At 46.3% G+C, this 12077-nt stretch carries 14 protein-coding genes; 4 read left to right on the top strand and 10 right to left on the bottom strand.

Annotated features, from left to right (window positions below; all coding sequences use genetic code 11):
- Positions 1 to 42: 42 nt before the first annotated feature.
- The 4 genes from K6Q96_RS08040 to K6Q96_RS08025 form a co-directional block, all read right to left on the bottom strand.
- Positions 43 to 768 (bottom strand): DUF3307 domain-containing protein, encoded by a 726-nt coding sequence (locus K6Q96_RS08040; RefSeq protein WP_251879352.1) that lies wholly within the window; start codon positions 766 to 768, stop codon positions 43 to 45.
- Positions 769 to 773: 5 nt separating this feature from the next.
- A complete protein-coding gene (locus K6Q96_RS08035; protein WP_251879350.1) occupies positions 774 to 1403 on the bottom strand; it encodes a winged helix-turn-helix domain-containing protein in 630 nt (209 codons plus the stop codon).
- Positions 1404 to 1471: 68 nt separating this feature from the next.
- The gene (locus K6Q96_RS08030) at positions 1472 to 2272 is read right to left on the bottom strand and encodes a ParA family protein (RefSeq protein WP_251879348.1); all 801 of its coding nucleotides are present in this window, start codon (positions 2270 to 2272) and stop codon (positions 1472 to 1474) included.
- Between the two features lie 157 nt (positions 2273 to 2429).
- Positions 2430 to 2960: a cytochrome b gene (locus K6Q96_RS08025; protein ID WP_251879347.1), complete on the bottom strand. Its 531-nt coding sequence runs from the start codon at positions 2958 to 2960 to the stop codon at positions 2430 to 2432.
- Positions 2961 to 3328: 368 nt separating this feature from the next.
- Here K6Q96_RS08025 and K6Q96_RS08020 point away from each other — a divergent pair, with 368 nt between their 5' ends.
- From K6Q96_RS08020 to K6Q96_RS08010, 3 genes are all read left to right on the top strand, one after another.
- Positions 3329 to 5029 (top strand): mechanosensitive ion channel family protein, encoded by a 1701-nt coding sequence (locus K6Q96_RS08020; RefSeq protein WP_251879345.1) that lies wholly within the window; start codon positions 3329 to 3331, stop codon positions 5027 to 5029.
- Between the two features lie 296 nt (positions 5030 to 5325).
- Positions 5326 to 6555: a hypothetical protein gene (locus K6Q96_RS08015; RefSeq protein WP_251879344.1), complete on the top strand. Its 1230-nt coding sequence runs from the start codon at positions 5326 to 5328 to the stop codon at positions 6553 to 6555.
- Between the two features lie 2 nt (positions 6556 to 6557).
- Positions 6558 to 7361 (top strand): Ig-like domain-containing protein, encoded by an 804-nt coding sequence (locus K6Q96_RS08010; protein ID WP_251879342.1) that lies wholly within the window; start codon positions 6558 to 6560, stop codon positions 7359 to 7361.
- 51 nt (positions 7362 to 7412) lie between these two features.
- On the opposite strand, the gene K6Q96_RS08005 is transcribed toward K6Q96_RS08010, so the two are convergent.
- From K6Q96_RS08005 to K6Q96_RS07995, 3 genes are read right to left on the bottom strand one after another with little or no spacing between them, the layout of a single operon-like run.
- The gene (locus tag K6Q96_RS08005) at positions 7413 to 7700 is read right to left on the bottom strand and encodes a hypothetical protein (protein WP_251879340.1); all 288 of its coding nucleotides are present in this window, start codon (positions 7698 to 7700) and stop codon (positions 7413 to 7415) included.
- A gap of 43 nt (positions 7701 to 7743) precedes the next feature.
- Positions 7744 to 8490, bottom strand: a complete 747-nt coding sequence (locus K6Q96_RS08000) for a metallophosphoesterase family protein (protein ID WP_251879338.1) — start codon at positions 8488 to 8490, stop codon at positions 7744 to 7746.
- Between the two features lie 16 nt (positions 8491 to 8506).
- Positions 8507 to 8902 carry a GFA family protein gene (locus K6Q96_RS07995; protein WP_251879336.1) on the bottom strand — a complete coding sequence of 132 codons (396 nt, stop codon included), beginning with the start codon at positions 8900 to 8902 and terminating at the stop codon, positions 8507 to 8509.
- A gap of 221 nt (positions 8903 to 9123) precedes the next feature.
- Here K6Q96_RS07995 and K6Q96_RS07990 point away from each other — a divergent pair, with 221 nt between their 5' ends.
- Entirely contained in the window at positions 9124 to 9315 is a 192-nt protein-coding gene (locus K6Q96_RS07990) for a hypothetical protein (RefSeq protein ID WP_251879334.1), read from the top strand.
- A gap of 41 nt (positions 9316 to 9356) precedes the next feature.
- Here the strand turns inward: K6Q96_RS07990 and K6Q96_RS07985 are convergent, their stop codons facing one another.
- The 3 genes from K6Q96_RS07985 to K6Q96_RS07975 form a co-directional block, all read right to left on the bottom strand.
- Positions 9357 to 9749, bottom strand: a complete 393-nt coding sequence (locus K6Q96_RS07985) for a hypothetical protein (RefSeq protein WP_251879332.1) — start codon at positions 9747 to 9749, stop codon at positions 9357 to 9359.
- Between the two features lie 192 nt (positions 9750 to 9941).
- Complete coding sequence (locus tag K6Q96_RS07980) at positions 9942 to 11495, bottom strand: tripartite tricarboxylate transporter permease (protein WP_251879330.1); 1554 nt, start codon at positions 11493 to 11495, stop codon at positions 9942 to 9944.
- A gap of 4 nt (positions 11496 to 11499) precedes the next feature.
- Positions 11500 to 11973: a tripartite tricarboxylate transporter TctB family protein gene (locus K6Q96_RS07975; RefSeq protein WP_251879328.1), complete on the bottom strand. Its 474-nt coding sequence runs from the start codon at positions 11971 to 11973 to the stop codon at positions 11500 to 11502.
- Between the last annotated feature and the right edge of the window lie 104 nt (positions 11974 to 12077).

Here is a 12077-nt window from a genome sequence, read left to right as displayed (position 1 = left end):
AAGGCACCTACGCGGTGCCTTTATTTCATCAATATCGGATTATCACAGTTTTCCGAGATAATCACCCAGCAAACCACAGCCTATACCAAACATGGCGCTTGCAAAGGTTCCCAGCATCACATACTCGGTGAACATTCTGCTGCCGTGATCTTTAAGGTCCCCAAATCTGAAAACAGATTTAGCAGCCAAGACTAGAGCGACGCCAGGCAATTGACCCCAAAGAACAAAGGTCACAATCAGTGTGCGCTCAAAGTAGCCAATGAAGGTTCCAGCCTCTTTTAAGGGGCGATTGGTTGCGGCATCTTCAGTCGGAGTTAGTTCCAGCGTCCAATTCTGCAAAATCAGTGCAATTGCAGAAGAAGAGGGTTTGAGCGCAAGCAGATAAGCCAGCCCCCAACAAAGCAAGGTTTGCCATTTGGCGGATACAACCGCTTCCCATGCAGCATGGCGCTGATCAGTTGTCACTGTGAAAGCCGTAATAAGTGCGATCAGAGCAATGTGCAAAGTGAGCTTGAGCAGCATTCCGCGGAGCCGCTCGGGAGGCATGGTCATGCAGTGGCTTAAGACAGCATATTGTGCAGATAGTGCCAGTGTCGCGATAAAAGCAGCTAGCAGAGGCGTTCCCACAATGATGAAAGCGATAAGCGCTAAGCCTGCTTGCAAAGCCGCTACCAGAATCAATCCCTGCAGTTTACTGCCCAACACCGGGAACAGATAAAACTCAGAGAATATGTGGATGACCACCAACACCAGTAATAAGGTCAACAAAACACTCAATCCCTTTGATATCTAACTAACCTGCCAGCATACCATTTGAGCGTTTCTTCAATGCGTCCATAATTGGCACGGTTGATGATTCTTGTGAACGCGCTTCGACTTATCCCGAATTTCTCTGCTAATTCAGTATGCTGCCTTGATGGGTTATCAAGCCAAAGTAGCAAAGCCTGAGCCATCTTAGACGTCAATTGGCTTAAGTGATCATCGAGAAACGCGAGGACGATTTTCACATCACTACTGAAAGGTTCGCTGTTCGAAGAAAACGCTAATCTGGCACTTTTCATCGCATCTAAGTTTCTACCGGATAACGTAAAGGCTTCAGAGTTGTTCGCCATTCGCACTGGCAGTTCCCGCTCAGTCGCCTCTGCCACAGACAATGATAATCTGGCATCTTGTCCCAAGGCGATGAGAGAAAGTCTTAGCCTGATTGCTATCTCCACCAGCATAGCGGGTTCGACGGTATAGATTTGAAACGCATCGCCCCGATAGATTTCACCTTGAGCGGTTTCTCCAAAGAGGGAAAAGCACTGCTCTATCGCCTCAATACATTGGCGACGCAGTGCTTCTTCCATTTCTGTGGAACCAACCAAATCTCCGGTGATCACACCGGCCGTGCTGATGCTCATGCAACCCCCAAGTTACACATATAAGTAACATGATTAAATGTTACGCCTTTATGTAACTTTGTCAAAGGTTACGCTGTTTTGTCACGTACTGGTTCTTCAACTGGACTCTCGAGTTGTTCGTATAGTGCATGAAAACTCTCAGAGAGTTTGTGTTTTGGCGCAAAGTGAACAAGCGGCTTTTGGTGGTAATGCGACTCTTTCATTTTCACTGACTGCGGAATAAATGGCTCCAACAAAGGCAAACCCAACTCTCTCACATTCTCAATTATTTGCCCTGGGAACTTCGCCTGGGCGTTGAACATGTTGACCACTACCCCTTCCAGCATCAGTTTGCGGTTGTGATCATCACGAAGTTCAGCAAGGTTATCCATCAAGGTCAAAAGAGCTTGGTGAGAGAAGCTATCGCAATCAAATGGGATCAGCAGCTTGTGTGCCGCAATCAGTCCCGCTTTGCTGTAGAAGTTAAGATTAGGCGGCGTGTCGATGTAAATGCGCTCATATTCTTTTTCCAGCTCATCTAATGCATCACGTAGCTTGTATATCTTGTAGCGTCGCTCGAGCTCAGGCTCCAAGGTAGCAAGCCTCGGACTTGAAGGAATGATATCGAGGTTTTCGTAAGCCGTTGCTTGAGGGAAATTTTTGATGGGGGTCGAAACTGAAAACCAAGAAACGGTTTGATCGAGAAGATCAGCAATCGTTCTGTCGTTCTTAGCATTGATATCTACACCCAGATAATGGCTGCTGTTCCCTTGAATATCGAGGTCAATAAGCAGTGTTTTCTTGCCACTTGCCGCACTCAGCGCCGCAAGGTTAACCGTTATACTGGATTTACCTACACCACCCTTTTGGTTGAAGATGATTCTTCGCATCGTTTTCCCTTCCAATGTTTTGAAAAAGCACGACTACGAACTGTGCATACTCAATCAGTAGCTTACCAACACCAGAGAAAGAAAAAGTGAAGATGTGTCTCGATTATCAGTAGAAATACTCAGCGCCAGCCATACAAATGACTGGCGTGTAGAACAGTTAAGATTTACCCAGCATGCGCTTTAGGGTCTCATCCTTATCGATAATATGGTGTTTGAGCGCACCAGAGATATGCAGAACCAGCGTGGCAATCACAATGTTTGCCAATACACCATGGGTAACATGTCCCACTTGACCAAGCCATTCGATTTTGTCGCCTGTTGGAATCAGAGGCATACCAAATACAGACAAACCAAAGCCACCGCCGACTGACATAGCAATACCTGATATTGGCATCAATAGCGTTGCAAGTAACAAGGTATGATGAACCGCCTTGGCTGCTTTTTCTTGCCAACCTGGTGAGCCTGGGATGACTGGAATCGGGCCTTCTTTAAAGCGCCAGACAATACGTGCAGAAGCCAGCAATAAAACGAAAAAACCAAAAGATTTATGCAGGCCAATCATCTCACCCTTCTCTGGGCCTCTTGGTAAGTCTTCAACATACAAACCAAAAGCGAGAACCGCGATGAACAATATCGCAACACCCCAGTGAAACATTCTGGTCGGCTTAGACAAAGACGACGAACTCATTTTTCAACTCTCCATATCCTCATTGAATTGGGGTATATCTTGCGCTCAAGCTGAACACTACACAATCAGCCCAGTGTAAAGTTAGGTAAAATTAGTACTGTATATTCAACGTATTTCAGCTAAACCTGAGTCTGTAAATAAATGCTCGTTTTCATCTCATACCCAGCGACTCAAATGCCGGAGAGTCGAATAATTCGTCATTAGATTTTTCTGTATTCAGACAAAGCGATGACAGAGAAAATCTAGTTCTTTCATATAGTTTTGGGATATCTAGGAAAATCTTCAAATGTGAGATCGACATACAGTGCTTGCACGAATGCTAAGTGCCATACTACCTAATCAATATTTATTATGCTGGAGAGACGTTCATGATCCCCCGTTGGTGTGCCGGATTTACTCTGCCTTTTATACTCTTTCTTTCCTCCTTTTCCTTTGTCAGCTTTGCAAACGCCGAAACGGCGTCACCGCCAGCAGAAAGACCAAATGCTTCAAGCCAATGGCAAACCCAAGTCGGCAACCTACACAGAGAGCTTGGTGAGCTCGTCGCCCTTCAGAGCAAAGCCAGCGGTGAAGATAAACTGGCATTGCAACTACAAATGTTTCAGAAAAACGAAGAGTTGCGGGCATTGGTTGCCAGTGGTGTGAAAAACGACAGCTTCGATCGGGCATTTCTGATCAAGCAAATCAAACAGCAACAGAAATATGCAGACCAAGGCATTAAGTATCTGACTGAACGCTCTTCCACGCTTTCGGATCAGTTGAGCGAAGCAAAAAGTGAGGACAAATTCTCGGTACTTTCTGATTACGAAGAATCCCGCAAATACCTCGACAGCATGTATGAAGAGCAAGCTCAGAACATTGATTGGCTGAAAAAACTCAACGCTATTGACGAAAAAGCGGAAAAAGCATTCAAACTTGAAATCAATCGCCGGACAGAACAGGTTGCTGCCAATGTAGAGTACATACGCCAACAACTCAGTGCTGATGACGCACAACTGAAAGTTGCGCCGGAATCTGAAAAAGCGACCATTCAGCTGAGGCAGCTTATTACACAACGTCGCATGGCTATTACTACACGCAGTCTTTCTGTGATGATTGAGCTGTCTGATAAGGTTGGGATTGAAACGGCTGAATATAAGCGCCTTTACTTTGAAGCGACGGGGAGTGTGACGCAAGATTTGTTGAGTGGTGATGTCCTGCTTTCCATCATCAAAACCTGGTCGAGCAAGTTCTGGAACTGGTTCGTTGAAAACGCACCACAACATATCTTCCAGCTTATCGTCTTTTTGATCATCCTACTGATTGCCCGACAAATCGCTAACCTAACACGTAAGGTAGTGAAAAAAGCGGTGGCTGCGAAGAACCTGAAGTTCTCAGTGCTAATGCAGGACTTCTTTATTTCCATGTCCGGTAAAGCGGTTTGGTTTATCGGTATTCTGATTGCCCTTTCCCAGATTGGTCTGAACCTCACGCCTATTCTTACGGGTTTCGGTATTGCTGGTGTTATCGTCGGTTTCGCTCTGCAAGATACCCTTTCTAACTTCGCAGCAGGTATGATGCTCTTGATATATCGTCCATTTGATGTGGGAGATTTTGTTCAGGCAGGTGGCGTTGAAGGCAAGGTAAGCCATATGAGCTTGGTGAACACCACCATAAAAACCTTCGATAACCAAATCATCATCGTTCCGAACAGCAGGATCTGGGGCGATGTGATTAAGAATGTCACTCATGAGCGGGTTCGACGTGTCGATATGGTCTTTGGTGTCAGCTATAGCGACGATATTGAGTTTGTAGAAAAAGTACTGACTGACATTATCACCAGCCACCCTGCCGTATTGCGCGCGCCAGAACCCATGATCAAATTGCATGTGTTGAACAGCTCTTCGGTTGATTTCATTGTTCGCCCTTGGGTGAAAACCGATGACTATTGGGATGTTTACTGGGATGTGACAAGAGAAGTGAAAATCCGATTCGACAAAGAAGGCATTTCTATCCCGTTCCCACAACAAGATGTACACCTTCACATGGCGTCAGGGCAGCTTACTCCTTCATCTGACAAACCAGCCTGATCTAAGAATCTTAATGACATTCAGAGAGCCTCCATATTGGGGGCTTTCTTATTTTCTGAGAGCATCTCTCCCCTCCAAAGCATGACTCTTTTGGCAAGGCCACAAGTTGTTGACTAGGGTTATTTTGTCATATGCATGATTATTAATAGCTGAATAAAAAGCCGTATCGCATATGACTAGTTAACTGATCTTGCTGAAATTAAAAACGCTTAGTCCCGTTTTCGAGAAGAAAGTATTTCATTATTTTCGGTTAAGCTAATACACCTTGCTCTCATATATAAAAAAGGGATTTTTCAATGCTTCAGAATAAAATAAAAACCTTTGCGTTGATGGGAGGGATTGCACTTGCCCTTACTCAACCTGCACTGGCAAAAGATAAAGTCATGCAATCAGCGGGCGCATTGGCGTTCGACAGCAAAAATGTTCTTTTCGTTGGTGACAGTAAAGCGGGCGTTGTCCATGCCTTTGACCTGCCAGAAAAGTCTTTTGAAGACCATAGTGGCTACCAATGGGGTCGAGCTCAGAGCTTTGAAGGTAGAACTGTCGTCGAAAATATAGACCAGAAGATCGCAAAACTACTTGGCGCGTCACCTGAGGATATTTCTATTAACGACATGGTTGTGCACCAACCATCTGGTGAAATCTATCTTTCTGTCCACAAAGGACACGGTCCTAAACCAAAGCCTGTCATTCTGAAAGTAGATAACGGCAAGTTAGAGAAGGTGAACCTGAAATCAGCTAAGCACACTTCTATCAGTGTCGGTCCAGTGCCTACCAAGGAAACGCTGGAATTCGGTCAACCACTGAACTCACTGGCCATTACGGACATTGATTATTACAACGGTGAAATCTTCGTAGCTGGTGTTTCCAATGAAGTGTTTTCTTCGAAACTGCGTCGTATTCCTTTCCCATTCAAGGGTGAAGTCAACACGACTTCAATTGAAATCTGGCACGCTGTTCATGCTCAGTATGAGACCCGCGCACCGATTATCACGCAAACCATCCGTGAACTGGATGGCAAGCCAACGCTGATCGCTATTTACGCCTGTACGCCTATCGTTAGGATCCCTCTCGACGAGCTGAAAGATGGTGCGCAAGTGCGGGGAACCATGATTGGTGAGATGGGCTACGGTAACACCCCTATTGATATCGTATCTTTCACTAGTGGCATGGACAACAACGACTATGTGGTTGTGACGAACACAAACCGCAGTGCTGCGCAAATTCCGTTACAAGCGATTGCGACAGCGGAAGCGATGCCATCCGGAGAGGGCGTAAAACCTGTTTTCCAGGTTGCTGGTGTCTATCAGTTCCCACTGCCAATGAGTGGAACACTGCATCTTGATCTCATCAACGATCAGTGGGCAGCGACTATCCGTCGTAACCCTGAAGAAGTTGGCGGTATCGATTTGCACACCCTGCCATTACCGTTCTTTTTCGACCGCGCTGACCACGTTGTAGAAATGAACTGGGCTGACGGTCCGGATCCATTCGGCTATAAGTCATTGCCACCTGTTAAATACTAAGCATGACTTTCCTAAACGCAGCAGCACGACAAATATTTTTTGTCGTGCTCTTTTTCTCTTCGGCAGTAAGCACTGCTCAGGCAGCTTTGCTTAGCTACACCCCTTCTCAATCCGCTATTCCTGCCAACACCCTTCGTTTCTACCTTTATTTTTCGGAGCCAATGGCTCGAGGACAAGTCCAAAGTCATATTCGGCTTGAACGCGAAGACGGCAGCAAAGTGATCAACCCGTTTCTCAACCTCTACACCGAGCTTTGGGATAGCGAACAACGCAGGGTCACGCTTTTATTTGACCCAGGCCGGGTTAAACAGTCGGTAGGACCAAACGTACATGCTGGTGCTCCATTGGTAGAAGGTAACCAATATCGACTTGTTGTCTCTGGGTCTATGAAAAACGCGGTAGGAAAAGCAATCGGGGAAGACCAGATCATTGAGTTTGATGTGATGGCACCTGAGCGACACGCCATCGTACCCGCCGATTGGGAATTGAACACACCACCAGCAAACGGGTTGCAACCACTTGTGGTGACATTCGACAGAATCATCGACCGATACGCAGCTCAGCGACTCATTCGATTGAAAGGTCCTGATGGAGAAACCCTTAGAGGAAAGCTGGTCAGCGAAGATCGCACCTGGACACTGACCCCGGAAACGGCATGGCATAGTGGGCACTATAAACTTATCGTCAGTCCCGAATTGGAAGATATTTCCGGCAATACCATTCGCTCTCCGTTTGATGCCAAATCAGGGACAATGGGCGAAGCCACTAATATCATCGAGCGTGAATTCGTCATCGGTACGCCATGATCAGAAAAGGAGGCGAAACGCCTCCTTATGCTGCTTTACTTTCTTTCGTTCTTATTTAGCTCGTACAAACAAACCCTTAAGCCATTTGTATATAAGAATCAGGCTGTAGTACGGATTGGTTGAAGCGTTATATTCCTCAAGCGCATAGATGTAATTTGATTTGTACTTTTCTACCGCTTCCTGTGCTGAATCTGCATATATCGAGTCATCTTCTACTTCATAACCCTGTGCCAGCAGAGCATCCTTTTCTTTCAGAAAGGTGTTTGAAGCCATGTCCAAATAAGTAAATTTCTGTCTCTTCGAATTTGGAATGGTGAAGAACTGATATTTGTTAGCCATTAAGGTCCCCTAATTTGTTTAATAGGCGGCGAAATCGCGTTGCTCAGTTAACTGCACGTCCTGTGCTTAGGAACGAAACCCAGTCATCACGATTTCTGCTTTTTGCAGCTTCAACGGCTTTGCGAACATCGTAATCGATTCGCTTGTGGCTCACGCTCCAACTTTCACCCTCACCTTCTACAATTGCGTATGAAGCATGATGGCTAAAGCTTTCCATCGCATGAACCCAAGGCTCGTCATCCTTGTAGGCGGGAAGTCCCACACTGCCAGGGTTAACGATGAGTTGATTGCTGCGCGTCGAAACTGATCTTGCTAAATGGGTATGACCGCAACAAATTAGGTGGCTTGGGTTGCCCGCCAGCAACGTCATTATGTCGTCGTCACTTCTCAATACCGGGCTTCCGCTTGACGCATCTTCCAGCAGATACACCAAATCGTTATTCGGTGTACCGTGACAGAAAAATACATCCTCATTGAATTGCATGGTAGGTGGCATTGACTTCATCCAGTCGAGGGGCGGTGCGCCAAGATCATCCAGAATAAACTGCATCGTCGGGTTTGAAGCAATTTCCGCTTCTTGCGCCTCATAAATCTGCCTGTCTTGATTGCCACGAATAGTAACAATCTCATGCTGCATCAATAAATTAAACGTATCACGTGGAGCGATAGGTCCGTACAAAATATCGCCGAGATTAACGATAACATCGACATTTTCTCGACGAATGTCACTCAGCACTGCTTCCAATGCAAAAACGTTACTGTGAATGTCTGAAATCAGGGCTAAACGCATTGAAGCATCCTTGTATTTAGCGGTCAGCGGGATGGTTTACGCCGTCATTAGTGACAACGTCACCTAAATCAAAAGGATTAACATCTTCCAGGCAACCCACGTTGTAACCATATTCTGAAGGGTCTGAGCGACGCTGGTGGTGTGTGTAGATACCACACTCTGAACAAAAATAGTGTTTTGCAGTATGTGTGTTGAACGTATACAGCTTGAGGAGATCATGCCCTTTGACGATCTTGATGCCATCCAATTTAACAGAAGCCACCACGGCCCCTTTTCTGCGGCAAATTGAACAATCACAACGGCGAGGTTTATCAATACCATTCGGCAAAGAAAGCTCCAACTCCACACCACAACAGTGACAGGCAAACTTATGTTTCTCTTTTATTTCTGTAGGGCCAACTTGTTTAATCATGAAACGTATCCACTTCTTCGTTATGGGCACCATTTCATGGAAACAAAATATAAAGTTGGATACAAGATAATCACTCTAAGGCGGTGCGCCTAAAGTCTAAAAAGTTGGCTTTTAATTGATTTATTCCCGAAAAATGCGCGTTGGCTTTGAATATACTCCTTTCCTCGCTCAAGCTTTGCTAAAATGCTCTTATTATAAAACCAAAATATGAACGGAGTTTCATGTCTCAAGCCTCGCCTAAAAACCGTACCGAATGGCTGATTTTCTTTCGTCGTGCAAAATCTATCGACACGTTGGATTTAATGTTGGACGGTGCGTTAAAAAAACTAAAGACACCTGCAGAACAGGCTGATGCGATCCTTGGCCATGAGGCCAGACTGGATGAACTTGAAGGGGTTCGTAAGGCGATTTAAGAAAAAAGGCACAATGCTGTTCATTATGCCTTTTCGTGCATTCAGGCTGACTGGTTGAATTTCTCAGATTTTTCTGGTTTTAGAGGTTTAACTGGCGCAGGTTCAGTTTCTTCAGGCTCTAGCATTTCTTCAGCTTTCTTTTCTGCTTCTTCGACCAGTTCGCTGCCTTTCTCTTTGCCTTTATTCCAGAGCTCTGAGCTCTTCTCTTTGGCGCTGTCCCAAAGGTTACTTCCACCTTCCTCAGCGTTATCGAGCAGTTCCCCGCTCTTTTCTTTGGTCGCATCCCAAGCATTCTTACCGGCCTCTTTCGCAGAGCCCCAAGCTTCGCTTGCAGATTCTTTCGCTTTGTCCCAGCTACTTTCTTCCTCTGCCTGCGCCGCTAAAGGCAACACAAGCATTAATGACAGCACCAGTGCTTTCATTGGATTCATCATGCTCTCCCTATTTGATTGCTTGGCGTTTGGTTTGAATCTTATACCCAAACCTGCGGTATCGTCAGTCTATTAAAGACAACTTGAATCACATATCAAGTCACCCTATCAGAAATATAAAACAGTGTTCAATATTTTTATATAAAAGAGCCACCTTCATCGGTGGCCCTCAGATTTATTTCAGTCTATGTCCTTTTAACCATCACCTCGGTCAATTTGAACATTCGCCTGTTGACTCCTTTTCACACCAACGCCAAGCTTTTCCAAGCCTGCACGAATCAAAGGCAACAACAGAACAAAGACCGAAATGCACATAATGGTCAACGTCAGTGGCCTCTCCCAGAGGAAGCTCAAGCTACCATCAGAGATAATGAGCGACCGACTGAGGTTGTTTTCCATGATACCGCCCAATATAAAGCCCAGTAGCATTGGAGCCATTGGGAAGTCCAATAGTTTGAGCGATATTGCCACGACAGTGATCAGTACCATCATGTTGATATCAAAAGTATTGAAACTGACCAGGTACACCCCTGTGATGGAGAAGAACAGGATAAGTGGGATCAGAATCGGTCTTGGGATGACCAGCAGACGTGAGATATATGGGATCAGCGGCAAGTTCAGGATGAGCAGTACGATGTTGCCAAAGTACATCGAGATGATCACCGACCAGAACACATCCGGGTTATCAATAAATAAACGCGGCCCAGGCTGGATACCATAAGCAATCAAAGCGCCCAGCATGATCGCTGTTGTACCGGAGCCAGGAATACCCAAGGTTAGCAGTGGCACAAAAGAGCCTGTCGATGCTGCATTATTGGCTGATTCTGGCGCTGCGAGGCCTCGTAATGCACCTTTACCAAACTTCTCCTTCAGACGTTTTGGGGCAAGGTTTCGTTCCAAACCATAAGCAAGGAACGATGCAATCGTTGCACCTGCACCGGGAAGCACACCCACGATAAAGCCAAAGACTGAAGAACGAGCTACCGTTGGTGCAACTTCTTTCACTTCGTCTTTAGACAATTTCATGCTGCCAAGCGCCGCCATGTCCATATCTGGTTCTTCTTCTTTGTGCTGGCCTTTCAGTACAGTCATCACCACTTCTGCCAAAGCAAAAGTTGCCATTGCCAGCAACAGGAAGCTGATACCGTCAATCAGATCGATATTGTTGAACGTAAAACGCGGCGCACCGGTGATAACATCCGTACCCACGGTCGCAATCATCAGACCGAATACGGTCATTGCCATCGCTTTTAACACTTGACCTTTACCGGCAAATGCAGCAACTGCGGTCAAGCCAAGGATCATCAATGCAAAATAGTCGGCAGACTGGAAACTTAGCGAAACCTTTGCCAGCGCTGGCGCGGCAAACAACAGAATAATTGCGCCAATAGTACCGCCAGTGAAAGAAGAGTAAGCCGCCAACGCCAGTGCTTTGCCCGCCTGACGTTGTTGCGCCAGCGGATAACCGTCGAATGCAGTTACCACTGTACTCGCACAACCTGGGGCGTTAATCAAAATAGACGAGGTGGAGCCACCAAATACGGCACCATAATACACGCCAGCCATCAGGATGATGCCAGACGCAGGATCCAGACCATAAGTGATCGGGATCATGAGCGCTACCGCCGAGATTGGGCCTAGGCCCGGCAGCATACCGATGAAGGTACCGGCGAAACAGCCAACGACCACCATCATAATGTTAAAAGGCATAGTTGCGGTGCCTAAGCCCGTAGCAATTCCTTCCCACATAGCCTTAACCTCCGAACAACTGGGTAAACGCGCGCCCTGGAGCGAGATAGATATCTAATAGCTTTGCCAGCACAAACCAGATACCCACAGCAAACGGCACAGACGCAATGAACAATGTTTTTGGACGACGTTCACCAAGAATCCAGTAACCGACAACCAAAAAGAAAATAGTAGAAAGCAGGAAGCCGACCCACTCCAGTGCAAAAGCGAATGCAACAATCAGCATCAGCAGTTTCGCCACCAACACGAAATCCAGCCCAGTCAGGGACAACTTCGAGGCAGCATCTCTTCGCCCAGTAACCAGCATGAGCACGCCTAAAATACCGCCCAGATATGACAAGGCAATAGGCAAAGTCTGTGCGTGGAAAGGTTCGTATTCGTCACCGGGCAACATTGGGATTTGACGCGCGTAGTAGCCGTATGCCACTGAAAGAATGAGAAATATGAGACCACCGAGATGGTCTTTAGTGACAACCATGTGACACTCCTTGAACTGCAAATTAAGACGGCAATGTCCATCTTGAAAAGCGATAAGGCCTTATCCTTGGGCCTTAAATTGAATCAGGGCTCGGAGAACCGAGC

Source organism: Grimontia kaedaensis, assembly GCF_023746615.1.
In the GTDB taxonomy this organism is placed as follows: Bacteria; Pseudomonadota; Gammaproteobacteria; order Enterobacterales; family Vibrionaceae; genus Enterovibrio; species Enterovibrio kaedaensis.
This window is presented reverse-complemented; position numbering and strand designations above follow the sequence as displayed.